Source organism: Rhodopirellula sp. J20-39, assembly GCF_057365095.1.
The window spans coordinates 4,172,857-4,198,513 of record NZ_CP195123.1 but is presented as its reverse complement, the minus strand read 5'-3'; the positions used below and the strand labels follow the sequence as shown (position 1 = coordinate 4,198,513).

Below are 25,657 nucleotides of genomic sequence, written 5' to 3'. Positions count from 1 at the left end.
GAAGACTCGCTAACGAGAAACGAATTAGGTAAGCGGCAATGGCGGCGTAGCAACAGTCGCTTGCCCGATTGAGAACTATTGCTTCTCGCCAGCTTTGATTTCGGCCAAGCTAACACCGAATAGACGCTTAGCGATCGGATCGAGATCGGACTCTTCCCCTTGCAAGTGCAACGTTCGCTGAATGTGACGCATGGTTTCCCCCGGCTTCAGTGCTGCCGCTGGCGATGATGTTTCCAGTTCGTAGAATGGTCCGAGTGGGGCCTCGCCCGGTGCTGGCGAACCATCGTTGTAAGCGTTGATGACGTCCCCAACGAAAGGCTGCTCTTGGTGCTCCCACATGGAATTGACGTATCCGCTGGGCGCGTCTTGTACGTTATACGTCACAATGGTCAGCACCTTACCATCCGCGTCGTAACTGCCAGCGATTCCTTTGGACCGTTGCGGCGAGACTCCGATCTTTCCACGCCGCGTACCATCACCTTTGAAAAACAAAACGTCATCTTCGACGGTGATGTATTCAGGCGGCACTTTGCCAAAATACGTGTCGTTGACTCGCGGGCCCAATTCCGATTCGTCACCCGCTTTGAAAGGAATCACGACGGTCGTTTGGGGAGAGGGGTTGTACATGCCCAACATCCAAATCGACGGCATACCCGTTTCCTGCGTCCAAGCTTGATCGCCACGGTTGGTCAGTCGGTTGTCCGTTTCATAAGCGACAACCTTGATACTGTCCGGCAAAGAATCCGATTGAAGCGTGTCTTCAAGACTGGATTGATCTAACAATCGAACCGTCCGCTCAATCCCCATCTTCAGTTCGGTACCGCTGTAGTTGGTGATCTCGCAATCTCTTTTGAACTCCGCTGAGTCGGAGGTTTGGTTGACCAACTCGAACGGTTCGGTATCGATCGGTGCGGGTGTACGCCAATCAGAGAATTCAAACTTGGTTCCGGGCTTGAAGTACAACGCGAACTGACCACCCTCAGGTCCGAGCCAGAATCGCTCTTCGCCGCCAAAGATGTAGATATGCTCTTCTAGCTTTCCCTTGCGTTCCGCCTCCGACAACAAGCCAGCCGCGATAACCTTTCGGTTAATCCATCCAAAGCCTGGGCCAGATTCGCGATCGAACGTGCTGGTCATGACTCGCCCTTGGTATTCCGGAGCAACCGCGACCGCTGCACCGTCACTTTCCAACATGACGATCGAAGTGTGCTTCTTTAGGAAAGTGACGTCGTCCTCGAAACGGGTCATGCCGGATACCTTGTCATCTTGAGAAAAGAGGTGAGTGCTAGGAAAAGCGAGTGTGCAGAAGACTGCGAGAAGAGCGAAACTGAAGAGCCTCATTCGGGATTCCGTGTTGCGAGTGTGGGGAGCACGTGCGAGTGACTGTTGACCGCGGCATCAAACCGGACAGTCTAATAGTGTAATACGGAATGTAACCGCAATCGACGACACACACTGGGAAGCAGTCCCTGTGTCAGGAATTGTGGGATTGGTTATAGCACTCAGGCACGAATTGGAAGGTGCCGTGAAATTTGAATCTGAGGCACACTTACGGCTAATTCTGGTAGTCCGACGCCGCCGGATGACTGATTGCATTGGCGACAACAGGAGATTCGACCGCACGAGTTGAACCAACACGCTGTTGCGGCGCAGGATGCCGTAGCAGTAACTCCGCTGATCGAGGCATGCGGACGCAGTCATGGAGAGTCATCGACATCGCGTCCTTTTGCAATGGATCAAGAGCGCCAATTAGACAATTGAAAAGCGTTGTTTGAATAGACCGAAATGCGAAACGAAACATAGTGGGCATCTTTCAAAAGAGGGGCTACTTGTCGGGAACATTGCGACAACAGACGTTCCTGTGTTTGAAAGAAGTATCGAGCGGGCCCATAAGAACAACGTGAAGCCTAGATGAATTCGAGTTCATCCAGACGATGCTGATAGTCGGCGACTAATCAGCCAGCGGCACGCGAAGCGTGAAGCGACTACCGAGTCCGAGTTCGCTCTCGCATTGCAGACTGCCACCGAGCGTTTTGGCAATCCGGTCGGCAATTGCTAGCCCAAGTCCGTTGCCGGCGATCCCTCGACGTCGAGCATCGCTGGATCGAAAGAATGGGGCGAACACCTGAGGCAGATCCTCGGACGAAATTCCTGGACCTGAATCCTTGACTTGCACGACCGCGTCCTGATCATCGGTAAATGCTCGAACAATTACAGGCGTTCCGAGATCGCTGTACTTCAAGGCGTTGAAAACAAGATTGTCGATGACACGAGCCAGTAACGCCGGCGTAGCATGGATCTTAGCGTCTTCGGATAAATCACAATTCAGAATGATGTCCGAATATCGAGGATGGTCGTTCCAAGTCTGAGCCTGACTGGTTAACCAAGATCTAAGTGGGACATCGCGAAAGTTTGGGAGCGACGACTCAGAGTCATTGCGAGCGAGGAACAGCAATGTTTCGACAATTTCTTGCAGCCCATGCGTTTGACTTCGCAATTGACGCAAGTTGGATTCGTACTCTGTTTCACTGCGTGGACGCCGCAGAGTTACATCAATCTGCCCAAGTAGGACCGTGATTGGCGTGCGCAACTCATGTGCGGCGTCACCAGCGAAGCGTCGTTGTTGTTCGAACGCGACTTGCTGTCGATCGAGCAAGCGATTGAACGCATCGCCTAATTCGGACAATTCATCACGGGTGTCGCTGAATTGCAATCGCGATTCGAAATCGGCACCGTCGATCGATTGCGATTGCTTGGCCATCTCCGCCACCGGGTGTAATGCCTTACGAACGATCCAACGACCTAGCAATGCGGCCAGTGACCAAGATAGTAACGGCAACAGCGTCACCAGCAATCGAAGACGAAAGACGATTGCGTCGCGTTGTATTGTTGAACGTCCCACCACGACCGTTAGAGAATCGAACTCGTCAAGCTCACGTTCGGTTCGCACCGGATGCGGTGCGGAAACATGCTGGCTCATGGTTTCCCACTCACCGGTGGATACCAAACGCGGCGTGCCACGGGTCTCTTCGTGACCAAGTCGAGCATTATTCTTGATCCACGACAACCAACCGGAATCAACGGATCGGGACTGCTCGACCATCAGGCCGTTGTCGCCTACTACGACCCAGTGCACTGGGCCGAATTCGTCTTGGACACCGACCTCGATGGAGTGCTCCAGTGGTTGCCACTTCACCTCGGTTTCTTCGACCTCCGCCGCCGCAATTAACGAATGGAGCACGCCCCGCATCTCGCCGGTGAACTGATCGTCAATGTGATCGCGAGTAACGGAATAGAATACCAGCGAGTAAGCAAGCAGAATGATTCCCAGGGCGACAAGGAAGAACGTTGATACTCGGTTCGTCAGGCTCATCTTAATGGGACGACTCCAAGATATACCCTTGTCCACGCCGCGTTTGAATCACTCGTGGTCCGTACTTCTCCAGTTTGCGTCTGAGTTCTTTAACATGCACCTCCAGCGTGTTAGACAGCCCGTCGAATTGTTCGTCCCACACGGTTTCATAAATTCGTGTCCGCGTCAGCACGCGGCCTGGATGCCGTAGAAACATCGTTAGAAGTGACACTTCTTTGGCCGTTAAGTCCAGCGGCATGTCGTCCCGTGTCGCTCGCTGTTGTGCCAGATCAATGCAGATGTCCTGGAACTCCAAATGAATCGAATCCGGCTGTCCCTGGCGTCTCAATAGTGAGCGGACTCTTGCTAAAAGTTCTTCGAACGCGAAGGGTTTGGTTAGATAGTCGTCTGCTCCCGCATCCAGTCCGGTAACGCGTTCGCGGATTCCATCGCGTGCGGTCAAGAACAACACCGGTGTGTTGCGATCCTTTTGACGGAACCGTTTCAAAATCTGAAGCCCGTCTTCGCCAGGGAGCCACCAGTCTAGAACGACTAGGTCCCAAGTCTCGGATTGCAATCGAAGCCAAGCGTGAGGGCCATCCTCCACATGCGTTACCGCATAACCTTCCTCGGTCATACCACGGACCAAGAAGTCAGCGATTCCCGGTTCGTCCTCGACGACCAATATGCGAACACTCATCTGGTGGCTCATAGAAGGAAAAAGCGAAGCGGGAGACCATAGTATTGTGAACCAAAATGTGCCGATCATGAACCCAAGATAAAGTTCTCTTCATCTGGCGAGGATACGCGTCCCGGGGCCGCAAGTTGAGTGACGACACGATGGCATTCCGTTTCACATGAAGACGGTTTTATCTTGCCTTCAGCCAGCGTTCACATGGGCGTGCGATAGTTCCAACGTGTCGAAACGGCACCAACATCCAACTGATCCCCAGCATCTGGAGAATTTCATGGGACATCTAGTGATTACGGTTCAATTCATCGCTGCCGCTACCGCTGGCGTGTTAATGCTGACATGCTGGGGCGGCTGTCTCCGCTATCAATCCGAACGGCGGTTCCCCAATGCGGAAAAGCATTGATGGATAGCGACACGCTCGTAATCTACTGGGAAGTCAACACCGAGAATCGGCTAGGAAGCACGCAACCAACAACGCTTTGAATGGGAACGATGGATGAGCACACTGAAAGAACAGACAAACGCACAAATTGAGAAGACGCGGCAAGCGAAGCCCGAATTCATGAAAGGCGTCGAAGATTTGATCGAACAAGCGAGAGAATTCAAAACGGGTGGCGATGCAATCCAGGTGGCCGCGAAGGCTCCGCATTTCGAACTGCTCGATGCAACGGGCGAACTTGTCCGTTTGTCTGACCTGCTGGCACGCGGGCCTGTGGTTGTGACGTTTTATCGCGGAAGTTGGTGTCCCTATTGCAATCTTCAGCTACGTGCTTTGCAGGCCCGCATGTCTGACATTCGCGAACTCGAGGCCGAGTTGATTGCGATCAGTCCTCAGTTCCCTGATGAATCGATGTCGGATACCGAGCGTGCTGACTTGGACTTCACGGTGGTTTCGGACCAAGATGCACGCGTTGCTGCGGAATATGGCGTCGCTTGGGAAGTTCCGGAGGCGATCCTGGAACACATGCGGAAAGACAGGAACCTTGACCTAGCTGACATCAATAACGGTAACGGCAGCGTGCTACCGATCCCCGCTACCTTCGTCCTTTCAAAAGAAGGAAACGTGGTGTGGCGTTTTGTGGACGTGGACTACCGCAGTCGTGCTGAGCCCGATGACATTGTCAACGCGTTGAAGCAACTGTGATCGCGGGCTGACAAATCGGTTGCACAGTTCGTTAGCGAACGAAAGCGACGTCACCAGTTGCTCTGCGGACACGCGAAGAATTGGAATGCGATCAATCTTCCGCTAATAGCTGTCTCACTCGCTCAGTCACCTTGGTGGCGAGTTCATCGAGCGTGCCGTTGTTTTCAAGAATCCAGTCGGCACGACGTTGTTTCTCTTCCCATGGGATCTGTCGCTTCTGACGCCGATGAAGTTCCGCAAGATCCCAGCCCCTCGCGTTCAGCAATATCTGTTGTCGCTCCGGTGAAATCTTCAGACACCAGACTTCATCGCAAACGGTATCCCACCCACCCTCGAGAAGTAACGGCACATCCAAGATCACAATTCGTGCACCGGAAGCTCGTTCGATTTGGTTGTTGATGACCGCTCGCGTGCGAGGGTGAATGATCGCTTCGAGTTGCTTCAAGCGCTCTTGGGAAGCATCGTCTTCGCCGAAGACTAATGAAGCGATCGCTGGTCGCGACAGTGCACCGGATTCGTCCAAGATTCCTGCACCGAATTTCTCAACGAGAGATTCGATCACCTCAGGTACCAACAACTGTTCCTTCGCGATGACGTCAGCGTTAATCCACACGCCGCCTAAAGTCACCAACTGCTTCGCGACGGTGGACTTCCCGCTGCATGGCGGACCGATGATGCCAATCTTTCGTGGCGTTTGTCGCTCGCTCATTCAACCCAGCCGTCTGTTGAGACCTGGCGTCCACTCTCTTCGGCGTTAATCAGACCTGGCGGTCTTCGGGCAGATAAAGAATCGAATTGCAATTCGGGCAATACGTCAACTTGGAAAGCATCAGCATGCTAACGACCTGAGTCGTCAGCGTTTGCGAACAACCACCACACGATTCGCCTTCTAAGTTCGCGAACGCTTCTTCGCCGCGAGCTTCAATCAGTCTTCGCCACTCCGACTTCAGCGCCGTCGGGATCTCGGTTTCCGCTTCTTCCAACTGGATTTCAACGCGGGCGAGGTCGGCAGACACTCGTTGTTGACGTTGCTCAATTTCGCCAACTCGCTTGTTCTTTTCCGCTTCGACTTCGGCGAGCGATGCTTCCTTTTCGCGAAGTTGCTGGGTTAACGAGTCAATGCGTTCAAGGATCTCGAAGATCTCGTCGCTCTGCACGCTGTTGGCTTGCTCGTCGGCGGCGATCTGCTCCTTCAGCAACGTGAACTCTTTGTTCGATGACGCTTCGTTGAGCTTGCGATTCAAATCCGCAACATGAGCTTCTCGCGTTTGAAGCTGAAGCTGTTTTTCGTCGGATAACAAACGAGCCTTCTTCAAGAGTTCGGCCGCTTGCTTCACTTCGGCTTCGGCGGCCACGACGGTTGCGCCAACGGCCTTCAACTGCAGCGGACCGCGTCGAGCTTGACCCTGCAGGTCCGCTCTTTGTTGCAAAATTCGGTGCAGTCGCCGCAGAAGTGGGGTACTGACGTCGATGGGGGCACTAGCGGCCATAAGTATCCAGGTTTAGTAACGATCTAGAAATGTGTTGGCTGTTGGTGTGGGCACAGCCGGTGTGTAAGGATGTTCGCTGGCGAAATTGGGTGCTGGTGGACTGGTCGGCACCGAAACATCTAGACGAGTGTGTTCATGCCCAGTGTGTTCATGAAAATCAGTCCGCCTTTTCAGGAACCTTCTCCAGAATGTCGAGCAAAACTTGATCGGTGTCGATGCCCTCAGCTTGGGCTTCAAAGTTCAAAAGCACGCGGTGCCGCATCGCAGGCAGGAACACCCGGCGAATGTCCTCGAACGAGACGTTAAAACGCCCGTCTAGCAACGCCCGCACTTTCGCGGTCAATGCAAGCGTCTGAGCTCCCCGCGGGCTGCTTCCCCAGCGGACGTATTGATTGGTGATCGGCACGCTGTGAGCGCCGTCGGGATGTGTCGCCATCGTCAAACGCACCAAGTAATCCTGAACGTGCGGGGCGAGGATCACTTCGCGAACCAGTTTTTGCCAGCGGATGATTTCGGCGCCGTCCATAATTTTGTCAACATCGATCTTTTCACCACGGGTGGTGCGATCGACGATCGTGCCAAGCTCTTCGCGAGATGAGTAGCCAACAACCAGCTTGAATAGGAAGCGGTCCATCTGGGCTTCCGGCAGCGGATAGGTGCCTTCTTGCTCGATCGGGTTTTGCGTCGCCAGTACGAAGAACGGCTGAGACAATTCAAATCGCTGGCCACCCGCAGTAACGGTGCCTTCCTGCATCGTTTCCAACATCGCCGACTGCGTCTTGGGCGTGGCCCGGTTGATTTCGTCGGCAAGCAAGATTTGCGTGAAAACGGGACCGCGTTGAAATTCAAATTTCCGCCGGCCCGTTTCTTCCTCGACGATCATGTTCGTCCCGAGAATATCCGCTGGCATCAGGTCCGGCGTGAACTGAATGCGGTTGAATTGCAGGTCCAGCACTTCCGATAGTGTTCGGACCAGCATGGTTTTCCCCAGCCCTGGCACGCCTTCCAGCAAAACGTGGCCGCGGCACAACATCGCAGTTAGCACGCCGTCGACAATTTCGGAGTGACCGACGATCACCCGACCGATCATTTCTTTGACCTCAGCATACCGACCGCGGAAGGCTTCCGCGTCCGCTTGCATGTTTTCGACGGTGGACATCAATGACTGCCAAACAGGGGGCGGTGGGTAGAAGAGGCTCGACGCGGCCTATCCTAACACGCCAGCAAACGCCTGTGCAGCCAGTGCAGATGCATCCGAAACCGACATGTCGTCAGTGGCCAGATTCCCATTTCAATCGCCACGGATCTGCTTCGCCAACACGTTACTGCCTAGAGCATTTTGGGGAATACCGTAGGCTGTAGCGGAAGTCGTCAAGACTTTCGATCTCCACGTCTGGGCACGAAACTCTTGACGAGTTCGGCTACGACAAAAATCAAAATGCTCTAGTCGAATAGGACACAATACGAACGCCGGTTTCAGCCGATCAATCGGCATCGCACCCGCTGCAGATCTGCGATTCGCTTCTGAAGTCGGGCGATTTCTTGATCAATCGAGTCGACGCTTCGCTGCTCGGCGACGTCCAACAACTCTTCGCCCGCCGCACGAGCCTCCATTTTGCTGATCCGGTGCAGGATCGGAATCACCAAGCTCAGTGCCGCGACCACGATGGATCCGGCCATGGCCAATCGGAAAGTACCAGACGAATCGATTTGAGCCACAATCATCGTGCACAGAAGCAATGCGTATCCGAAGATGATCTGATTCGTGACGAACGGAAGGTAGGAAAACCGTCGAGACAGTTTGGCGATCGAAAGCAAGCCAACGTGGATCAGGGCAACGGCAATAATCGTGGTGCAAAGTGTCGTTTTCCAGTAGAGTTCGGAATCGCCGTCAGCCCAAATACCAAACAACAGCAGGCATGATGCCAGCCCGGTCATCACCATGCCCGCTTTCGGAATCACGTTCGCACCGAACGGCCGGCGTGATAGGTCGCACGCCAGTCCGCACAGGCTCCCGCCAGCGACGATGGTCGTCGTCAAGATCACCCGCAGCTCCAACCAGCCCCACGAGTTGCGGATCACAAAGACGATTCCCAAGATCGCGCCCAGGACCACGGACCCGACCAGCCCATACAGCATGACCTTCTTGAGAGAGGATTGCCGAATGGGAGGATTAGAACGGGTATCAGGAGAGGAGTCGCTCACCGGAATTCTCACGGACGATTGGTTTTGACCAGAAAGTTTCTGTGATCTTAGAGACTCCCTCGGCACCCACGATGCGCGGTGAATTAAAAGACCGCGGAAATGCTTGGCAATCACGAACCTACGGGGGGTAAGGCCGTCCCAAAACAGTTTTTGAAATGACCGTCTCACGGGCCTTGACTCCACACCCCAGCTCTCTATAAACTCCCGCTTCTTCGGGGGATTAGCTCAGTTGGGAGAGCGCCTGCATGGCATGCAGGAGGTCATCGGTTCAAGTCCGTTATCCTCCATCCGAATAAGCCGCTTGTGATTTCACAGGCGGCTTTTTTCGTGCGCCGTCATCCCGCCGTCTTTGCGAATCGCGGCATTTCATGATTGGGCCCTATTGGTAGGCAGAACAGCTCGGGCGGATCTCAACTCAAATCTGCCCCACCGAGAAGAATGCCGTTGCGTAAAACCATCTCTTTCGGCTCACAAAGCAACATCATCGCAAGTTGCCCCGGGCAAGCTCATCCAACAGCGATTGAAGCTTTGAAAGAAGCCCAAGAATTGCCATCTTCGACGTTGCAAACCAGGGCCCCGATTTTCGGTTGGCGACCGAAGTGCCGGACAGACGACGAGCGTCGTAAAGATCCGCAATTGCGCATTGACATTTTCTGCAACCGATTCGGCAGGACTTCCCGCAGATTGTTCGAAAGATGTTTTGGGAAGGTCGGAACGATGCGTAGAGTTGCAGTGATGTCCCAGACAACAAAATGGTTTCTCCGCTTGGAACCACTCCCCACCAATTCGTATTCGCTGTTCCGCATTGCGTCGTTGGTTACGCTCTATCGGATTTACCTTGTCTTCGAAACCGATGAGCGTGCCAATGTATGTAAGTAACCCTTCGTTGCCCTGTTTCAACTGTTTGTAGCCATCGTCTAAAAGAACAAATTGCCAAATTCAAAGGCCTTCAGATGTTCTATCGGCACCTACCTCCCGAACTCCGGCGTATCGGTCGTCGGATTATTGCGTTCTGGGTGCAACGGGAACCTTACCGTCAATCTTCCCTAGCGGAACCGCCATATTCAGACTGATTGCAAAAACCGAAAAGCCTTGCTGAGTTCTTTAAAAAGTGGCTTTCCACCTGTTGTTTTGATAAGTTCATTGCCCTGGATTTCCCATCCTTTCAAAAACAGAATTCGATGAAACGACCGCTCACTCTGTGCTTTCTTATGCTTGTGGCACTCCCTGCCTTCGCCCAGGAGTCGGATCCGTTCGCACCGGCACAAGGTTTGGCTGAGGGCTGGGAAGAGATCGATCAGAGATTGATCTTCCTGATGGTTCGATTGGTAGACGTCGAAGCCAACCTCGAAGCAATTGACAAGGCATCAGGCAAGTACAGAACTCGTGCAGCAATTGCGACCGGACGAGCCGGTCGAGCGGAAGCTGGTAATGACCGGATGGACCAAAGAGCAGGCGGTCCAGTCAGGTGGGACAAATTCTATGGAACAACAGCGGAAAAATTCTTTTACCACCCTACCGAGAACCATACCTACCACACACGAGCCATACTTAGCCACCAGTCACCGGAAAGCGATAATCAATCGAAAGCTGGGGTTCCTTCGAGACAAGGACTTCCGGTCCACCAGCGCCCTCCGCAATTTGACTACATGTATCGTGCGAACGAGAGTGCCCAGCAAAGAGCAACTGCGAATGCAGCGAAGTTTCGAGGCAACGCTGCAGCTTTAGCGGCAAGGCGGCATGAACTTCAACTGGAACAAAGTAAGCTCTGGTGCGAAGTTGCATTCCGTGCTGTAGCGAGGAAAGATCTAGACCAAAAGCCACTCTATCGATTCGGCTCATCTGGCTCGGGGAAAGAGGACTTACTTGCGGCGACCAGTTTTGTTTCAACTGCCCTTTCGATCATTGACGGTGCAGAGAAGGATCAGCAAGCTACTTTTCAGCAGATTGCGCACCGCATATCGAAAGGCCGCGAAACTCTTGGCAACAAGTGGCTCAAACTCGGAGTCAACTATCGGGATGAATCGACCGATGAATGGCGGTTTGGAGCGCTCGCTAGGCGTCTCGAAGACGTATCGGCGAATCTTGGGGATAGCTTTACGGTGTCGGCCGAACGTGAAGACGCTGGTGATTCAGATCGTCGTGACCTTTACCGAGGCTTGCTTCAAAAGGCATTGATCCAGTACGCAGAAACCGTCCTAGCACTGGATGAAATGGCAACACAAATGGCGAGTGCCAGGGAGTTTCGAGCTGATCCCAACAAGCCAATTACGGTTTCCAATTTCGGCGATCCCTGCATGGTTGATGAGTTAGTAATTTCTGAGCCAGTCCCTAGTCCTGCGAAAACGAAACAGATGCTAGTTGATGAATCTCCATCGATGGGGCCGAGTCATTTTCCGGGGACTAAGTCGACCGAAACTCCAAGCAGCATCGACGGCAAATGGGCTGTGTCGTGGCTTGAAAAAGGCTCCGCAAAGTCAGGTACAGCTAAGTACGAATTCCGATCAGATCATAAAGTGCTGAAAAATCGTAAGCTGGTTGGTAACTGGGCAAAGGTCGGAAACAATTCGTACAGAATTATGTTTGATGACTCTGAACGCGGATTTGTATCACTCAAGTTTTCTGCCTCAGAGACACTTTCTGGGACCCACAGATGGAGAAACGGGCATGAATCGTCGTGGGTAGCCAACCCTGAATGAGGAAGCACCCTCCCTACGCGTCAGACGCTAACAACTCTTACGCCGATTGGATTTTTAATCGCGAATTCAAATCCAGTTTAGCGACCTGATTTATGTAGTCCCGGTTTTATGGCGGTCGGATTTAGGCTCGTCATCCTCAGACTGCGACGCGATCACGAACCAGATCATGTCGCAGGCGTCTAGCATCGCAACAGTGGTTTCGAACACACCTATAAATACAAACGCTAAACCGAGCAAACGCAACAAAGCATGATCAATCATTCATGAATGACCGTCTTTGCTGAGCGTGGGTTGAGTAGGTTCTCTTTCGTTTTTGGCGTGAGCTTGGTGATCGCTGATTCAGGCTGGTGTGCAAACGCAATTCCTGCTCGAAGGCGGTTCGAGGAAGTCGCTTTAACGTCGTGGAAAACACGCCGATTCTCCGTAGATAATTGGACGAACAATGGCGGTGGAATCGACCCTCAAGTCATGCCAAGGATACAACTCAAAGGACGGTCGTGAGTCGAAGGTTACAACGAAGGGGATCGCCAAAGACCGGACGAAACGTCACGTGCTGATGAGCCAGTCAGTTTGGGGTTAGTTGTCGCAATGCTGAATTGAATGCAATCGCTCGACAGCTTTGGTTTCTGAAGTCGGTTTCGGTCGAGGCACTCTCATTCTTGTCTGATTCATTGCGGCGAGTCTTGGGTGCGGCACACTAAGCACGGATTTCGTCGCCGCCTTGTTACATAGCAAAGCTGCTTGGTGAGGGGGGGGGCAGATGAAGCGATGGCACCTTCCTGGATCCCTGCGGGAGCAGCTTGACCAGTGCTTCATCCCCATGAAATCGTCAGAATCGCGACAATCGGAACGACGCGATGGGCGATTCCGTTCAGAATTCGCATGCACTTCAGTTTGCGTGCAGCAAAAACGTGCTGAAACACCCACCCGCAAGAGTGGGGAGAGATAAGAATTCGCATTTTTGCGGATATTTCGCACTTTGCAGTGGCGGATTCCTGCACATAATAACGCATTAGTGTAGTGGAGGGATGAATTCGCTCTTTCCGTTTAGACGCAAGTTTGTCCTTAAATCAACATTTTGACTTCTTAATACCTCAACTTTCGGGGAACTCGATGAAACGCAACTTCCGCAACCATGGTTTCACACTAGTGGAACTGCTCGTGGTCATCGCCATCATTGGCGTATTGGTTGGGCTACTTCTGCCCGCCGTCCAAGCCGCTCGTGAGGCAGCGCGCCGAATGAGTTGCAGTAACAATTTCAAGCAGATCGGGCTTGGAATTCACAACTACCACAGTGCTTACAAACAGTTGCCGACACACGGTGCTGGTACCCGTGACGCTGGTCTTGTTGAATACTGGGATAAGACTGATCTGTCTAACGGCCGCAGCCTGAGCATGCTTGTCGGCGTCGTGCCTTTCGTAGAGGGACAAGCTCTTTGGGAGCAAATCGCAAATCCAAACGGAGCTGACGCTGACGGTGACTTGCGAAGTCCACCGTGGGTCGCAATGGGGCCGTATCCTGATCGTGTGGACTACGGACCATGGGTTACCAACATCCCAACATATCGCTGTCCCAGCGATCCAGGCCAAGGACTACCTGGCTTAGGACGCACGAACTATGCCGCTTGCACTGGAGATTCAGCTTGGTTGTCGCACCAAGGTTTTGCGAACAAGGATCGTACGAACATCACCGATACAGGTGCCGCTGAAGAATGCATCGCTGCACTTCGTGGCTTCTTCCAACCTCGCAAAGCAAGTCGCTTCCGTGATTGCTTGGATGGATTGTCCAACACCATCGCCGCTGGTGAAATTGCGACTGATCTAGGCGACAATGACAAGCGAACGATCGCCCGAAAGGACGGGTGGCAAGACCTTCGGCCTAATCCTTCGGTGTGTGCAAGCAAGGCTGACGCTACTCGCCCCCAGTTTTGGGCGACATCGTCCAATGCGGGTGCAAACGAAGGCCGCGGCTACCGCTGGGCTGACTTCAATCCGAATTACTCACAAACAATGACGATCCTTCCACCCAACCGTGAAATTTGCGACCAGGATGGAGCATGGGGAGCGATTGTCGCGACCATGTCTAGCCGTCACCAAGGTGGTGTTCACGTTCTGATGGGTGACGGGGCTGTCAAGTTTGTCACTGATTCAATCGAAGCAGGCGATTCAACCGCCCCATTGATTCACCGCTGGAACAAGAAGGGCCAAAAGAGTCCTTACGGTCTATGGGGTTCTTTGGGCACTCGTGCAGCTAAAGAAGTTATCGAAGAAGAACTATAGAAACCGGGTTTCTAACTTACGGGCCCCGGGGAGCATCTGCGTCCCGGGGCTTTTCTATTTGCATTTACAAGAATCTTTCTAATGACCAAACTCCATCGATTCTCCCTGATGTTTCTGTTCTGTATTGCTTGCGCCGGTTGCGGTGGTTCCAGCGGTACTTCGTCCGCAATTGACAGCGCTGATGAGAAAGAGATTGCTGACTTCAAAGCGTTGCAAGATCAATCCGACGCCAAAATGCTCGAAGAGCGTGCCGCGGCTGCAGCAGCTCAGAAAGCAGCGAACGCTCAGTATGGGCCAGGTCGTTAAATCGTTTGCTTTGAACACGGAACTCGCCGGTCGGGCAGTGCGCGTCCGGCCGTTGTGTGGAAGCTTTATGTAGGAGCTTAAGCGGCGGTTTGCGAGAGGGTCTTGCAAGCTGGTAGTGCTGAAGCAATAAGCTTCAAAACACGTTAGCGTAAACAACAGTAATGAAAGCAAGATCGGCTTTCGATCACGACTTCGTTCCCGGCTCGTAAGGCACTGGTACTTCGAAGCGTTCGATTGAAATGGCTTGGGCCTGATCGTCGCTTTCGATGATGGCACCACACAGACGCACGTCGCGGGTGGCCACATGAAAATGGCATGGCTCGAACGTCGTCGTAGTCTTCATCACTCGCGAGACATCTCGCCCGATGATGCTTTGGTAAGGACCGCACATGCCAACATCGCACTGCATCGCGGTGCCGCCTGGCATGATGTGCGCGTCGGCCGTGGGCACATGAGTATGGGTGCCCAAGACGGCGGTAACACGCCCGTCGAGATACCGGCCAAGAGCTTGTTTGTCGCTGGTCGCTTCAGCGTGAACGTCAACCAGAATTGCATCCGCTTCGCCGGCGATCTCATCCAGCACGCGATCGATGGCCGTGAACGGACAGTCAACTGGCCGCATGAAAACGCGGCCCATCAGCGAAACGATGCCCAGCTTTCCAGATGGAGTCGGGACGACAACCCAATTTTTGCCAGATGCGTTGGCTGGATAGTTTGCTGGCTTGACGATTCGATCGCTCTTCTCGAGCACCGGGATAATCTCGGCGCGGCGATAGATATGATCGCCCATGGTTATCCCGTCTACGCCGGCTTCGATCAAGCGTCGGTATTGACGTGGCATCAAGCCCGCGCCGTCGGCCGCGTTTTCCGCATTGATCACGACCGCGTCTAGCGCGTGCTGTTCCTTGAGGTTGGCTACGTGAGCCAACACTGCGGAGTAGCCGGGCTTGCCGACGACATCACCAAGAAACAAAAATCGCACGCGTTAGTGGTAGTGATCAGTGGAGCGAGAACGGGAAACTACCAACGAAGACCGAAACGCTCACCGCCGGAAGGACGATCGTTGCCGCCTCGCAAAGGTCCGGTGTGCTGTGGTCCGATCTCCGGTTCACGTGGTGGCTCGTCAGGTTCCTCTTCGGCGACTGCTGACGCATCGACAGGTTTTGCCAAAGCCGCTTTGATCGACAAACCGACCTTCTGTGAATCGCGATCAAACGACAGTACTTTGACTTGGACTTCGTCGCCTTCGCTAACGAAAGCACTGACCTTCGACACGCGATGGGTAGCCAGTTCGCTGATATGGACAAGCCCTTCGACGCCCGCGGTCAATCGCACGAAGCAACCAAAATCGGCCGTTCGGGTGACCGTTCCTGTGTGGACGGATCCAACTGTGAATTCGCTTTCAGCGGAATCCCATGGGTTTTCCAGTAGGTCTCGATAGGTCAGGCCGATCTTTCCGGTTTGCTTGTCAACCTTATCGACTCGCACCTTGACCATTTGGCCTTCTTCGATCACTTCGCTTGGGTGTTTCACACGTTCCCAGCTCAGCTTGCTGACGTGGATCAGGCCATCGAGTCCGCCGAGGTCGACGAATGCACCGAAGTCACGAACACTTCGAACGACGCCTTCGAGAATATCACCTGGCTCAATCTTTTCGAGTTGTTCTTTTCGCTTGACCTCGCGCTCACGTTCCAGAATCGCACGGCGGCTTAGAACGAGGTTACCACGACGAGCATTCGCTTCGGTGACCAAGCAAACAAACTTCTTGTCGACAAACTCGCTGAGGTCCTCGACTCGGTATTCCGTTACTTGGCTGATCGGCATGAAGCCTTTGATCGATCCGACGGTGCATTCCAATCCACCGGTGTTATGGCCGGTAACGGTTGCTTCGACGACGGAACCTTCGTCGATATCATCCCAGTCGCTGACTTCGATGGCCGATCCGGGACGCGAGCATGAGTAGAGCCCGTCTTCGCTGTTGAGCCCACGCACGATGACCTCAACGGCTTCGCCTGGCACGGGTTCTTCTTCGGTGAACTGTTCGAAAGGCACGGTGCCTTCGTCTGGCCCGCCGAGCGAGACGAACACGGTGTCTTCGTGGATTTTGAGAACCTTCGCTTGAACCCGAGCACCTTCAGCGAGCGGCTCACGGCGATCGGGCAAACCAGCACCGCCGCCTAGGAAGGAGTCGACGTCCGCACCGGCAAGCGAGGCGGCGAGTTCGGCTTCGAGGTCATCGGAAAGGCTATCGCGAACGTTGGGGACCGCGATCTTGCCAGGTTTCTGGGGCTGGGCCTTTGGGGCCTGGGTCACGTCCTGGTCGGATTCACCAGCGAGTCGCGGGCGAGGAGCTCCCTTTTTGCCGCTTTGTTTGTTGCCGCCCTTGCCAGCAGGTTTTGCTTGGCTTTGACGCTCCAGGTCTTCGGTCGAAACCGCAGCCGGCGAAATGGGTTTGGCAACTCCCAATCCGCGAGCGGATAGGGGACCGCCGCCTATGCGAGGCAACGGGGCGCCCTTCTTGGCTGGTTTGGCCGCCGGTGAGGTTGCGGCTGGCGATGTCGGAGCCACATTGGTCGCAGTTTGGTCACTAGAAGCAGCTTCGCTGGGCGTCGCTGCTTCGTTCGCGGGTGCGACGTTGGCAACGGCGGCTTCGCTTGAAGGGCTCTCAGCGGCACCTTCAACAGCGGTCGCGGGCGGGTTAGTTTCCGAGTTCTCGGTCACGGACATAATTCGGCGGAGATCAAAGGGCAGGAAACGCGAGCAATCGCGTTCAAAAGAACGAAGCCGGTAGTCTAGCAATGACAGAGGCCACCCGGTAGCCTCATTTCACTATGCCAAAACTAGACAACTTTTTCGAAACACACGCAGCGACTTTTCCCGAACCGATTCGCCAGGCCGTGGTGAACGCGTCGATCCCCGGATTGATTGACGAACCGCGGGTTGCGGAGCTGGCCGATGCGCTGAATGGCCCCAATCTAGACCTGCCGCCCCTGGTGATTTCCGGATTGTGGTTGCTGGCGGGTGACCTGGACCGAAGTCACACGATTAGCCAGGACGATTCCTCCGCCGAGGGCAGTTTCTGGCACGGGATCATGCACCGGCGTGAAGGCGACTATACGAATGCGAAATACTGGTTCCGCCGCGTTGGCAAACACCCCGTTTTGACTCGATTGGCGGAGTTGCACGAATCCGTCTATCGCGATCCGTACGACTTTATCGATCAGGTCGAACATTGCTGTGGGGGACGAAACCAGGATCCAGCGGTGACGCAGTGGCTGCTGAAAGCACAATGGACGGAATGGCAATTGTTGATGATCGAGTGTCTGGCTAAATGACCGACTCGCCGTGGTCGCATTTCGGCCTGATTGTCAGCAGTGTTCTGGGTGTTTTCTTCGTCATCGGTGTGGGAGCGTTCTGTCGAAACCGTGGTTGGTTAACCAGCGAGGCGGATTTTTCGCTGGCCAAAATCACCGCGAACGTGTTGATCCCAGCACTGTTTTTTGACCGGATCCTCAACGACCCGACTTTGGGGCCGTTCGCGACCACGTGGATAGCACCAGTGCTAGGGTTCAGCGTGACCGTCTTTAGCTTTTTGCTGGCCGGATTGATCGCCCGGACCATTGGTCCCTGGTTCGGTTTGAAGACCGATTTGCAGCAGCGAGCGTTCACGTTGTGTGCGGGGATCTGCAACTACGGATACATCCCGTTGCCGTTGGCCCAGATCTTCTATCCCGAGGCGGAGGTGGAGTTGATCCTGCATAACGTGGGCGTTGACTTGGCGTTATGGAGTGTCGGGATCGCAATCATTTCGGGAGGACGGACGACGGAACCGGCGGGGTCCAATCCGAACTTGCGTGGCTCCGGGATCCGCCGTTGGTTGGCAAAAATCCTACCCGCAATCAGTAGTGTCCCGCTGGCCGCCGCGGTGATCGCCTTGATTATTCGCGAGTTCGGTCTGGAAGTCTGGATTCCCGGCCAGATGATGAAGCCCGTTGGAATGCTCGCAAATTCAGCGATTCCCGTCGGATTGTTGCTGATCGGAGCGATCATTGTTGATTTCGTTGACGCGGCGGATTGGTCCGGTGCGTCTCGAGTGATCGCTCTGGGGGTCGCTTTTCGACTGCTGTTGATGCCCGTGCTGATGCTATCGCTGGCGGCGTATTTGCTGACCCAAGTGGACCTGCGAAACGTAATGCTGTTGCAGGCTGCGATGCCTACCGCCGTATTCCCTATCATTCTGGTGCGGTTGTACGGCGGCGACACGGCGACGGCCTTGCGAGTCGTTCTGTCCACCTCGGTGATTGGGATTTTGTCGATTCCGATATGGATGTCCGTGGGGGCATGGTGGCTAGCGGGATAATCCGGATCGGCCGATAGCGGTCGGTTTGTAGCCGGACAAGGATTGCGAACGGGGGACAGATGGCCCCGGCAACGTCGCTTTAACGCTAAAAACCGGGGCGAGAACCCGCTGTAAAAGAGACTTGCCTTGCCAGCAGGGCTTGACCGAGCGTACAATACAAGCACAAATCAATCATTGAGAACGGTTCGCAAAAGACCGCTTTCGAAATACACCACTCCATCCCTCCGAAGGTTGAACCCCAAGATGGCGATCAAACTCACCGAACGTGCCGCCGAAGAAGTTATTCGTTTCCGCACCGAACACAATTTCGACGATTCGATGCTGCTTCGCATTGGTGTCGCCGGTGGTGGATGCAGCGGATTCAACTACACGCTGAACTTCGACGACAACTACGACGAAAAGGCTGACTCGAAGTACGAGCACCACGGCGTCAGCGTTATCGTCGACAAGAAGAGCGCCTTGTACCTCGATGGAACCGAAGTCGATTGGTACGACAGCCTCGAAAAGCAAGGCTTCACATTCAACAACCCCAACGCAGTGAAGAGTTGTGGTTGTGGAAGTTCTTTCCAAGCTTAGTGCTTGACAATCGCTAATTTTCGAACGAGCCGCTTGGGTAACAAGCGGCTTTGTTTTTTGGCGAGCCGCGTCTCAACACGCAAAGCCGAAATTCCATCACACCGCTGGAGTCCAGGCTTCAGCCTGTTCCGCTGGATTTTTATCTTAACCAGCTTCTATCCCAACCAGCTTTCACCCCAACCTGCTTCGCGGGCAACGGTTAGGTCGTCTAGATCAAGTCCCTCAGGCTGTTCATCGCCAAGGGCTCTTTCGTCGCAAACGGCTCACCGTAGTTGCGGTTGATCAATCGCCCCCAGCTCGCACCTTCATCGCGGATCCGGTCCAAAACCGTCGGTGGTTCGGTGGGCCGCCCGGTTACCATCTGGCTTTCGTAAGCTCGGACCGCTTCCATCTTGCGATCCCACTGTTCCGAGATGTCGACGATCCAGCTTGGCTGAATTGCTAGCCGAAGGTGAATGCAATAGTAGTAGTAAAGGCGTTCGGGATGGTGGCGTGGACCGGGCATATCGGTCTTGGATAACTTGGCATGGAATCGCGCCGCTTCGGTCAGCGAAGTTGCGGCGATATGATCGGGATGAGCGTCGTGGAAGTAGGGTGTGAATAGCCAGCGAGGGCGCAGGCAACGGACGTAGGACGCGATTCGCTCACGAGCTTCCAGCGTGTTTTCGAGTGCTCGATTGACCAGCCCCGCGTTGCCTCGCCAGGTCAATTTCATCACGGCAGTTGCGGCGGCGGTTTCTCGCACCCGAGTCTCCATGCTCCCGTACGGTGTCGGTTCGCCGCTGGTCAAATCCAACACGCCCACTCGCATTCCCTGATCGATCATCCGCATGATCGTTCCTCCCATGCCCAGCTCGGCATCATCCGGATGAGGAGCGATTACGAGAAAATCCAACGGTTCGATTTCATCGGGGTTGGGATACGCGGTAGCGGGCAGTACGTTCATTAAGTCATTCCAGACGTGAGCTTTTCTTGCACACTGTAACCTTGATCCGCCAACCGTTGAACCATTGCCGAACGATTGCGAACTCTATCGATCATCATTCCGACCTACAACGAAGCCGCGAACATTGAATCTGCGATCGAGGCGGCATTGCGTCAAGATCCAGTGGAAGTGATCGTTTCAGACGGCGGAAGCGAAGATGAAACCCCAACAATCGTAAGGCGTTTGCAAACCAGCGAGGCGAGAATCATCTTTATCGCCAAAGCCAAAGGACGCGGACGGCAACTGGCGGTTGGTGCCCAGCATGCAACCGGCGATGTGTTGTGGTTTTTACATGCCGATAACCGCTGCGAGGCGAACGCGATCGAGCAGATGGCATCGCGAAACTGGCCAGACTGGGGCGGCTTCGAACAACGAATCGATGCCCCGGGCGTCCAATTTCGATGGCTAGAGTGGGGCAATGCCCTGCGAGTGAAATGGACGTCTCGTGTCTTCGGTGACCAAGGCATGTTTGTCGACCGCATGCTCTACGACCAAGTCGGTGGTTTCGACGACGTAGACCTGATGGAGGACGTCATGCTATCTAGCAAGCTTAGACGCATCTGTCCTGCCACGTTGCTTCCAGGCAAGTTGGTCGTTGATGCTCGCCGCTGGAGGGCCCGTGGAGTGATTCGCCAGACAGTTCGCAACTGGGTGATCCAGATTGCTTTTAAGCTGGGTGTTTCGACGAGCACACTTCACCGTTGGTATCGTTAGCGATGCTCTCCACCTCGATTCTTCAATTGACCGTACATGGCAAAATTGCGACTAAACCGAAACCTTGAATCAAGAACCGCCATCTTCATCAAGGCAGGTCTGTTCTTGCTGCTCGGATTGATTTCCGGTTTTCTGTTGATTAGCTCCGTACTCTCAATTCGCAACATCGTGTTGCTTGGGCTAACGATCTGGAGTTTCTGTCGGTGTTACTACTTCGCTTTCTATGTGATCGAGCACTACGTTGATTCAAAATACCGTTTCACCGGCTTATGGGACTTTGCCAAGTATTTATTCAATCGTAAACGCGGAACATAACAACGATCTTCTCCAGACGCCGGCGGTCGCTCAATAAGTAATCCGTTTCATCGCAGCTTCCGCCTGCATGCGGTTGGGGAACTTCCGCACCTGTGTTCGGCCTACGCCCACCGAACGTTGGATCTCTTCCACTCGCTCAGGAGAGGTCGTCATGATGACTCGTCCAGCAGCGACAACGAGATAGTGAGTCTGCGATTTGACCGGATCCACATAGTCGAGGCTCGTCAGATGTCGTCGTAGCTCTTGTTCAAGTTCAGCGTAGTCATCACCAAAGTGTTTGCTGAAGACTTCCGATGACGAGGGAATTGGATTCGCATTCGGATCGATGCCTTCCAGTGGACGCAGCTCACTGCATTGCCGGATGCACGCGAACAATTCTTTTTGGTGTCGTTTGGAAAGCATGTGAATCAGCGACCAAGAGTAGGCGTAGTCCAATGAATCCAACTGATCGGCATCGACCACACGCTTAAGAACTCGTCCGTGCCCCAGTGCCTTTCCGCCGTTCCAATCACGATCGATCTCCATCATTCGCAATTGGTTCGTGCTGCCCATTCCGCTCCACCGCACGCCTTTCTGGACAGTCGTTGGTGCATAGAACTCGGCGAGTCCTTCACTTAGCCACATCGGCCACCGAGAGAGTCTCTGCTGCACGCCGATGTTGTGCAGGATCTGGTGCGCCCCTTCATGAGCGATCGTTGATATCGCATTCTTCACCGCAATTTCCGGTGCATGCAAAGACAGATCAGATTTCTCGTACAGCAAGACAGAATTGCTGATGCCGTCGTAGTAGGCCACGACGCCCTGCGGCATCCGCCGGTACTCTTGGAACTGATCATCGTTGGCAAAGGCGATGATCACGAGGGGGAACTCCGGTTCGTTTGTGTCGATACCCGAACGACGAAAGTACTTGCGTACCGCAGGATACATCGACTCGAGAATGGTTCGCGTCGAATCGATGAATAGCTCGCTCGTGTTGTATACATAGAGAAAGCGACGGCTTCGCTTTGTCTTAAAGCCTTTCAGTTTGGGATCTTTCAAGAGTTCTGCTTCAACTTCGTCGATCGAAGCGGCTACAAACGACTGCGTGGTCGGTTGCGTTTCGGCACTGGAGATCGCGTTGAGTGTTCCGTCCGGCATGATCACCAATTCCGTCCCGCCAACCGTTAGATGTTGTCGCGCCGTGACACTTTTCCCCTCGTGATCTCGGACAAGAAGATTGGTGCCCTCGGGATATTTGATCTCGCCCGGCGGAGCATAGAGATCGTCCGCTGGGGCTAAGCCAAATGATTTGTCATTCGAAACACCAGAGCCTGGGTTGGCGGGAAAACCAGGCATTGCCCCCTGACCACGTAAAGCACCTTCCATTTGCTCCATTTTCCGCCGCATTTCATCGGCGCGTTCCTGGCTCTCACGGATAAATCGATCCAGGCCGCCAAGCGGATTGAATCGCTGAGCGCTCGCAGTCGAGGATACAGCTAACGACACGATGCAGACGATCAACAGGGAATAACGAGACATCAACGACGAACTCCTTGGGTTAGCAAAGTCGGCCGTAATGCCGCGGCAGACATCAACATGATACCGGATGGGAATCCGTCGTGCCGTCATTAGCGGGGGATCGTTTTCGAAGTCTTCGCTGAACTTAGACCACCAATGAAACCGGCTCAAAGGACACGTGCCGAACCGCCGCGCCTGCGTTATAGAATCGGACTCCCGAAACAACAGTTCCTACCAAACGACGATGGGTATGCCCAAACACAACCCGTCGAACGTCGTTGCTGAACCAGTCCGGTTCTTGGTCCAGCCAACGCATCAATCGTCGGCACACATTTTGATGACGATGGGCAACTCCGGCGGCGACTATATGCAACCTGGCCGAAACAGCAGCGTCGTATAGATGGTTGCGAGCCATCGGCGGCCGGGAGGCGCCGATGCGTTCGTGTTGCCAACGTTCTCGATAAGTCGCCAGCGTCCTCGGCCGCCGAAGTCGTCCGCTGACCGACTCGATCACGTCCCCGTGGGTCAGAATGCAGTCGCCAACTCGAATGGCATCCAACCCGACGTAGATCGCGCCGGGGGAGATTGCTAGCGAAGTGGGAACGACCGGCGAAGACGCGTTTTCTTCCGGAATGGGGCCCGGTGAGATAGCGGACGATGCAATTGTGGAAAACGAATCGGCCCAGCCTTCCAATGCAGTCTGAAAGGAAGGCTGAGCATCGTGGTTCCCGGTCAGATAGACAAACGTTTTGTTAGGGAATTCAGCACGCCAAGTGTCAAGCCACGCGATTGCTAACTTTTGTGACTTCGCGGCATCGCCAACATTCGACCAATGGAAGTCAAACAGGTCGCCACCCCACACGCATAAATCGGCGTGGCGAATAGCTTGGCGGATCGCATCTTCGTGACGGCTGTAGTCACAGCGGGTGTTAAAGAGGTGCAGATCGGAGACAAACGCGAGCTTGGTAGAACCCTTCGGGGCGCCACTGGTGATTTCCGCAATCCGGGCTGCGCCATGGCTTAGCACGTCGTGCACCACTTTCGCTTCGGTGAGACGGCAAGCAAGGCAGCTCGCCGGTGGCGGTCATGTTTGTCGTAGGTCACCAACGCCGGGGCGTTGGGTAGAGAAGCATGTTCGGTTTGCTGCAGACGAACCGTTGACGTTATGTCAGACCTAGCGGGATGCTCGCAGTTGCCCACGTGCACGAAGCACAGCGGCATCTTTGATTTGAGCTTGCTCAGGCGTATCGCTTGGCATTTCAAGTGCTTCCGCAAGCGCTTTGGTCGCATCGTCCGTATCGAGCATGTCGACGGGAATCGTACGTGCGGTCAAAACGCTGACAACGTCCTGTTCGACTTGCGCGAATCCGCCATCGACGAAGTAACGCTCGGGGCCAGCGGTGGTTTGCAAACGCAAAACACCATAACCCAAACGTCCGATCATCGGGGCGCACCCGTGCTGCACGCCAAGCTCACCATCGAACATAGGCAGCGCGATGAATTCAGCTTCGCGATCCAGTTCGGTTCGCTCGGGAGTAACGACGACACATCGAATCGACATTAGGATTTCGACTCCATCTTCTTGGCTTGAGCTTCGGCTTGCTCGATCGCACCGACGTACATGAAGGCTTGCTCAGGCAGGTGATCGTACTTGCCATCACAGATACCTTCGAAGCTACGAATGGTATCTTCCAGCGAAGTGATTTCACCGGGCTTGCCGATGAAGACTTCTGCCACGAGGAAGGGTTGCGACAGGAATCGTTCGATGCGACGTGCGCGGTGAACGATGGTCTTGTCTTCTTCGTTCAATTCATCAACACCGAGAATGGCGATGATGTCTTGCAGCTCGCGGTATCGTTGCAAGATCGTTTGCACACGACGAGCGATGGTGTAGTGACGATCGCCAACGTATTGCGGATCAAGAATCCGGGAGTTCGATGCAAGTGGGTCAATCGCGGGGTAAATTCCCTTTTCGGAAATCGACCGTTCGAGATAGATAAACGCGTCAAGCTGACCGAAAGCGGTCGCGGGAGCGGGGTCGGTCGGATCGTCAGCAGGCACGTAAACGGCTTGCACCGAGGTAATCGCCCCTTGCTTGGTCGACGTAATTCGTTCTTGCAACGCACCCATTTCGGTTGCCAGCGTTGGCTGGTAACCCACAGCCGAAGGCATCCGTCCGAGCAGAGCGGAAACTTCCGAACCGGCTTGCGAGAAGCGGAAAATGTTGTCGACGAACAACAGAGTGTCAGCACCGGTCGTATCGCGGAAGTATTCCGCCATGGTCAGAGCCGACAGAGCAACACGAAGACGGGACCCTGGTGGCTCGTTCATTTGGCCGAACACCATACAGGTCTGCTCGATCACCTTACGACCAGTTGAACCGATCTCGGTGTCTTGCATTTCCAACCAAAGATCAGTGCCTTCACGAGTTCGTTCGCCCACACCGGCGAACACGGAATAACCACCGTGGCTCGATGCGATACGAGCGATCAACTCGGTCAAAATAACGGTCTTACCCAGACCAGCACCGCCGAACAGACCGGCTTTACCACCACGAACGAACGGGGTCAGAAGGTCAACAACCTTGATACCCGTTTCGAAAAGTTCGGTGTTGGTCGAAAGTTCGTTGAGCGGTGGAGCTTGGCGGTGAATGGGCCAGTGGTCGTCGGCTTGAACGTCGCCACGCTTGTCGATTGGCTCGCCGAGCACGTTGAACACGCGGCCGAGAGTTTGTTGACCGACAGGCACCGTCACTGGGCTGCCCGTGTCGACAACTTCCATGCCTCGCATCATGCCTTCAGTACTGCCTAGAGCAATCGCACGGATGCGACCGCCGCCAAGGTGCTGCTGAACTTCACCGACCAAGTTGATCGACACACCCTTGTGTTCGCTGGTGATGCGAAGAGCGTTGTAGATCTTTGGCAGTTGGCCTTCGGGAAATTCGGCGTCGAACGTCGAACCGATGACTTGCGAAACGCGGCCGGTGGCATGGTGAGTTGCAATGGACATTGTGAAAGCTCTTAGCAGTTAGCTGTTAGCG

25 protein-coding genes and 1 tRNA gene are annotated in these 25,657 nt (G+C 54.4%); 11 read left to right on the top strand and 15 right to left on the bottom strand.

Going from position 1 to position 25,657, the window contains the following annotated elements; genetic code table 11:
- Nucleotides 1-75: 75 nt before the first annotated feature.
- From ACR3ZL_RS15320 to ACR3ZL_RS15305, 4 genes are all read right to left on the bottom strand, one after another.
- Nucleotides 76-1,248: a DUF6786 family protein gene (locus tag ACR3ZL_RS15320; RefSeq protein WP_486172744.1), complete on the bottom strand. Its 1,173-nt coding sequence runs from the start codon at nucleotides 1,246-1,248 to the stop codon at nucleotides 76-78.
- A gap of 307 nt (nucleotides 1,249-1,555) precedes the next feature.
- Nucleotides 1,556-1,717, bottom strand: a complete 162-nt coding sequence (locus tag ACR3ZL_RS15315; RefSeq protein WP_473652250.1) for a hypothetical protein — start codon at nucleotides 1,715-1,717, stop codon at nucleotides 1,556-1,558.
- 234 nt (nucleotides 1,718-1,951) lie between these two features.
- A complete protein-coding gene (locus tag ACR3ZL_RS15310; protein WP_473652251.1) occupies nucleotides 1,952-3,373 on the bottom strand; it encodes a sensor histidine kinase in 1,422 nt (473 codons plus the stop codon).
- Between the two features lies 1 nt (nucleotide 3,374).
- The gene (locus ACR3ZL_RS15305; protein ID WP_473652252.1) at nucleotides 3,375-4,052 is read right to left on the bottom strand and encodes a response regulator transcription factor; all 678 of its coding nucleotides are present in this window, start codon (nucleotides 4,050-4,052) and stop codon (nucleotides 3,375-3,377) included.
- A gap of 268 nt (nucleotides 4,053-4,320) precedes the next feature.
- On the opposite strand from ACR3ZL_RS15305, the gene ACR3ZL_RS15300 reads away from it, so the two are divergent.
- Both ACR3ZL_RS15300 and ACR3ZL_RS15295 read left to right on the top strand, forming a co-directional pair.
- Nucleotides 4,321-4,449 carry a hypothetical protein gene (locus tag ACR3ZL_RS15300; protein ID WP_473652253.1) on the top strand — a complete coding sequence of 43 codons (129 nt, stop codon included), beginning with the start codon at nucleotides 4,321-4,323 and terminating at the stop codon, nucleotides 4,447-4,449.
- A gap of 93 nt (nucleotides 4,450-4,542) precedes the next feature.
- On the top strand, nucleotides 4,543-5,190 hold the full coding sequence (locus ACR3ZL_RS15295; RefSeq protein ID WP_473652254.1) for a peroxiredoxin-like family protein: 648 nt from the start codon (nucleotides 4,543-4,545) through the stop codon (nucleotides 5,188-5,190).
- 91 nt (nucleotides 5,191-5,281) lie between these two features.
- On the opposite strand, the gene coaE is transcribed toward ACR3ZL_RS15295, so the two are convergent.
- The 4 genes from coaE to ACR3ZL_RS15275 all read right to left on the bottom strand — a co-directional run bounded on the left by coaE (nucleotide 5,282) and on the right by ACR3ZL_RS15275 (nucleotide 8,885).
- A complete protein-coding gene (gene coaE, locus ACR3ZL_RS15290; RefSeq protein WP_473652255.1) occupies nucleotides 5,282-5,899 on the bottom strand; it encodes a dephospho-CoA kinase in 618 nt (205 codons plus the stop codon).
- A gap of 49 nt (nucleotides 5,900-5,948) precedes the next feature.
- Nucleotides 5,949-6,680: a zinc ribbon domain-containing protein gene (locus ACR3ZL_RS15285; RefSeq protein ID WP_473652256.1), complete on the bottom strand. Its 732-nt coding sequence runs from the start codon at nucleotides 6,678-6,680 to the stop codon at nucleotides 5,949-5,951.
- A 157-nt stretch (nucleotides 6,681-6,837) separates the two neighbouring features.
- Nucleotides 6,838-7,839, bottom strand: coding sequence for an AAA family ATPase (locus ACR3ZL_RS15280; protein WP_473652257.1), 1,002 nt, complete (start codon nucleotides 7,837-7,839; stop codon nucleotides 6,838-6,840).
- Nucleotides 7,840-8,156: 317 nt separating this feature from the next.
- Nucleotides 8,157-8,885, bottom strand: coding sequence for a hypothetical protein (locus ACR3ZL_RS15275; RefSeq protein ID WP_473652258.1), 729 nt, complete (start codon nucleotides 8,883-8,885; stop codon nucleotides 8,157-8,159).
- A gap of 214 nt (nucleotides 8,886-9,099) precedes the next feature.
- Here ACR3ZL_RS15275 and ACR3ZL_RS15270 point away from each other — a divergent pair.
- The 4 genes from ACR3ZL_RS15270 to ACR3ZL_RS15255 all read left to right on the top strand — a co-directional run bounded on the left by ACR3ZL_RS15270 (nucleotide 9,100) and on the right by ACR3ZL_RS15255 (nucleotide 14,170).
- Nucleotides 9,100-9,172: transfer RNA gene (locus ACR3ZL_RS15270), tRNA-Ala, on the top strand.
- 924 nt (nucleotides 9,173-10,096) lie between these two features.
- Nucleotides 10,097-11,584: a hypothetical protein gene (locus ACR3ZL_RS15265; RefSeq protein WP_473652259.1), complete on the top strand. Its 1,488-nt coding sequence runs from the start codon at nucleotides 10,097-10,099 to the stop codon at nucleotides 11,582-11,584.
- A gap of 1,113 nt (nucleotides 11,585-12,697) precedes the next feature.
- Entirely contained in the window at nucleotides 12,698-13,864 is a 1,167-nt protein-coding gene (locus ACR3ZL_RS15260; protein ID WP_486172743.1) for a DUF1559 family PulG-like putative transporter, read from the top strand.
- Nucleotides 13,865-13,945: 81 nt separating this feature from the next.
- Complete coding sequence (locus tag ACR3ZL_RS15255) at nucleotides 13,946-14,170, top strand: hypothetical protein (protein WP_473652261.1); 225 nt, start codon at nucleotides 13,946-13,948, stop codon at nucleotides 14,168-14,170.
- Between the two features lie 184 nt (nucleotides 14,171-14,354).
- Here the strand turns inward: ACR3ZL_RS15255 and ACR3ZL_RS15250 are convergent, their stop codons facing one another.
- The gene (locus tag ACR3ZL_RS15250; protein WP_473652262.1) at nucleotides 14,355-15,152 is read right to left on the bottom strand and encodes a TIGR00282 family metallophosphoesterase; all 798 of its coding nucleotides are present in this window, start codon (nucleotides 15,150-15,152) and stop codon (nucleotides 14,355-14,357) included.
- 38 nt (nucleotides 15,153-15,190) lie between these two features.
- Nucleotides 15,191-16,891 carry a 30S ribosomal protein S1 gene (locus tag ACR3ZL_RS15245; protein ID WP_473652263.1) on the bottom strand — a complete coding sequence of 567 codons (1,701 nt, stop codon included), beginning with the start codon at nucleotides 16,889-16,891 and terminating at the stop codon, nucleotides 15,191-15,193.
- Nucleotides 16,892-17,001: 110 nt separating this feature from the next.
- Here ACR3ZL_RS15245 and ACR3ZL_RS15240 point away from each other — a divergent pair, with 110 nt between their 5' ends.
- The 3 genes from ACR3ZL_RS15240 to ACR3ZL_RS15230 all read left to right on the top strand — a co-directional run bounded on the left by ACR3ZL_RS15240 (nucleotide 17,002) and on the right by ACR3ZL_RS15230 (nucleotide 19,106).
- Nucleotides 17,002-17,505 carry a hypothetical protein gene (locus tag ACR3ZL_RS15240; protein WP_473652264.1) on the top strand — a complete coding sequence of 168 codons (504 nt, stop codon included), beginning with the start codon at nucleotides 17,002-17,004 and terminating at the stop codon, nucleotides 17,503-17,505.
- The gene (locus ACR3ZL_RS15235; RefSeq protein ID WP_473652265.1) at nucleotides 17,502-18,530 is read left to right on the top strand and encodes an AEC family transporter; all 1,029 of its coding nucleotides are present in this window, start codon (nucleotides 17,502-17,504) and stop codon (nucleotides 18,528-18,530) included. The genes ACR3ZL_RS15240 and ACR3ZL_RS15235 overlap by 4 nt, the downstream gene beginning before the upstream one ends.
- Nucleotides 18,531-18,773: 243 nt before the next feature.
- Nucleotides 18,774-19,106 (top strand): HesB/IscA family protein, encoded by a 333-nt coding sequence (locus ACR3ZL_RS15230; RefSeq protein WP_283434452.1) that lies wholly within the window; start codon nucleotides 18,774-18,776, stop codon nucleotides 19,104-19,106.
- Nucleotides 19,107-19,314: 208 nt separating this feature from the next.
- On the opposite strand, the gene bshB1 is transcribed toward ACR3ZL_RS15230, so the two are convergent.
- The gene (gene bshB1, locus ACR3ZL_RS15225; RefSeq protein ID WP_473652266.1) at nucleotides 19,315-20,052 is read right to left on the bottom strand and encodes a bacillithiol biosynthesis deacetylase BshB1; all 738 of its coding nucleotides are present in this window, start codon (nucleotides 20,050-20,052) and stop codon (nucleotides 19,315-19,317) included.
- A 75-nt stretch (nucleotides 20,053-20,127) separates the two neighbouring features.
- On the opposite strand from bshB1, the gene ACR3ZL_RS15220 reads away from it, so the two are divergent.
- Both ACR3ZL_RS15220 and ACR3ZL_RS15215 read left to right on the top strand, forming a co-directional pair.
- Entirely contained in the window at nucleotides 20,128-20,805 is a 678-nt protein-coding gene (locus ACR3ZL_RS15220; RefSeq protein ID WP_473652267.1) for a TIGR04283 family arsenosugar biosynthesis glycosyltransferase, read from the top strand.
- 36 nt (nucleotides 20,806-20,841) lie between these two features.
- Nucleotides 20,842-21,120, top strand: coding sequence for a hypothetical protein (locus tag ACR3ZL_RS15215; RefSeq protein WP_473652268.1), 279 nt, complete (start codon nucleotides 20,842-20,844; stop codon nucleotides 21,118-21,120).
- Nucleotides 21,121-21,150: 30 nt separating this feature from the next.
- On the opposite strand, the gene ACR3ZL_RS15210 is transcribed toward ACR3ZL_RS15215, so the two are convergent.
- From ACR3ZL_RS15210 to atpD, 4 genes are all read right to left on the bottom strand, one after another.
- Nucleotides 21,151-22,638: a DUF1570 domain-containing protein gene (locus ACR3ZL_RS15210; protein ID WP_473652269.1), complete on the bottom strand. Its 1,488-nt coding sequence runs from the start codon at nucleotides 22,636-22,638 to the stop codon at nucleotides 21,151-21,153.
- A 124-nt stretch (nucleotides 22,639-22,762) separates the two neighbouring features.
- Nucleotides 22,763-23,653 (bottom strand): metallophosphoesterase, encoded by an 891-nt coding sequence (locus tag ACR3ZL_RS15205; protein WP_473652270.1) that lies wholly within the window; start codon nucleotides 23,651-23,653, stop codon nucleotides 22,763-22,765.
- 138 nt (nucleotides 23,654-23,791) lie between these two features.
- On the bottom strand, nucleotides 23,792-24,178 hold the full coding sequence (locus tag ACR3ZL_RS15200) for a F0F1 ATP synthase subunit delta/epsilon (RefSeq protein WP_486172742.1): 387 nt from the start codon (nucleotides 24,176-24,178) through the stop codon (nucleotides 23,792-23,794).
- Nucleotides 24,178-25,620, bottom strand: a complete 1,443-nt coding sequence (atpD, locus tag ACR3ZL_RS15195; protein ID WP_473653549.1) for a F0F1 ATP synthase subunit beta — start codon at nucleotides 25,618-25,620, stop codon at nucleotides 24,178-24,180. The genes ACR3ZL_RS15200 and atpD overlap by 1 nt, the downstream gene beginning before the upstream one ends.
- Between the last annotated feature and the right edge of the window lie 37 nt (nucleotides 25,621-25,657).

Bases quoted from the DNA above. Each gene is read 5' to 3' on its own strand.
- ACR3ZL_RS15305 (WP_473652252.1), bottom strand. From the start codon at position 4,052: ATGAGTGTTCGCATATTGGTCGTCGAGGACGAACCGGGAATCGCTGAC.
- ACR3ZL_RS15260 (WP_486172743.1), top strand. From the start codon at position 12,698: ATGAAACGCAACTTCCGCAACCATGGTTTCACACTAGTGGAACTGCTC.
- ACR3ZL_RS15230 (WP_283434452.1), top strand. From the start codon at position 18,774: ATGGCGATCAAACTCACCGAACGTGCCGCCGAAGAAGTTATTCGTTTC.
- ACR3ZL_RS15315 (WP_473652250.1), bottom strand. From the start codon at position 1,717: ATGTCGATGACTCTCCATGACTGCGTCCGCATGCCTCGATCAGCGGAG.
- ACR3ZL_RS15255 (WP_473652261.1), top strand. From the start codon at position 13,946: ATGACCAAACTCCATCGATTCTCCCTGATGTTTCTGTTCTGTATTGCT.
- ACR3ZL_RS15295 (WP_473652254.1), top strand. From the start codon at position 4,543: ATGAGCACACTGAAAGAACAGACAAACGCACAAATTGAGAAGACGCGG.
- ACR3ZL_RS15300 (WP_473652253.1), top strand. From the start codon at position 4,321: ATGGGACATCTAGTGATTACGGTTCAATTCATCGCTGCCGCTACCGCT.
- ACR3ZL_RS15200 (WP_486172742.1), bottom strand. From the start codon at position 24,178: ATGTCGATTCGATGTGTCGTCGTTACTCCCGAGCGAACCGAACTGGAT.
- ACR3ZL_RS15310 (WP_473652251.1), bottom strand. From the start codon at position 3,373: ATGAGCCTGACGAACCGAGTATCAACGTTCTTCCTTGTCGCCCTGGGA.
- ACR3ZL_RS15215 (WP_473652268.1), top strand. From the start codon at position 20,842: ATGGCAAAATTGCGACTAAACCGAAACCTTGAATCAAGAACCGCCATC.
- ACR3ZL_RS15280 (WP_473652257.1), bottom strand. From the start codon at position 7,839: ATGTCCACCGTCGAAAACATGCAAGCGGACGCGGAAGCCTTCCGCGGT.
- ACR3ZL_RS15235 (WP_473652265.1), top strand. From the start codon at position 17,502: ATGACCGACTCGCCGTGGTCGCATTTCGGCCTGATTGTCAGCAGTGTT.
- ACR3ZL_RS15320 (WP_486172744.1), bottom strand. From the start codon at position 1,248: ATGACCCGTTTCGAGGACGACGTCACTTTCCTAAAGAAGCACACTTCG.
- ACR3ZL_RS15265 (WP_473652259.1), top strand. From the start codon at position 10,097: ATGCTTGTGGCACTCCCTGCCTTCGCCCAGGAGTCGGATCCGTTCGCA.
- bshB1 (WP_473652266.1), bottom strand. From the start codon at position 20,052: ATGAACGTACTGCCCGCTACCGCGTATCCCAACCCCGATGAAATCGAA.
- coaE (WP_473652255.1), bottom strand. From the start codon at position 5,899: ATGAGCGAGCGACAAACGCCACGAAAGATTGGCATCATCGGTCCGCCA.
- ACR3ZL_RS15210 (WP_473652269.1), bottom strand. From the start codon at position 22,638: ATGTCTCGTTATTCCCTGTTGATCGTCTGCATCGTGTCGTTAGCTGTA.
- ACR3ZL_RS15240 (WP_473652264.1), top strand. From the start codon at position 17,002: ATGCCAAAACTAGACAACTTTTTCGAAACACACGCAGCGACTTTTCCC.
- ACR3ZL_RS15285 (WP_473652256.1), bottom strand. From the start codon at position 6,680: ATGGCCGCTAGTGCCCCCATCGACGTCAGTACCCCACTTCTGCGGCGA.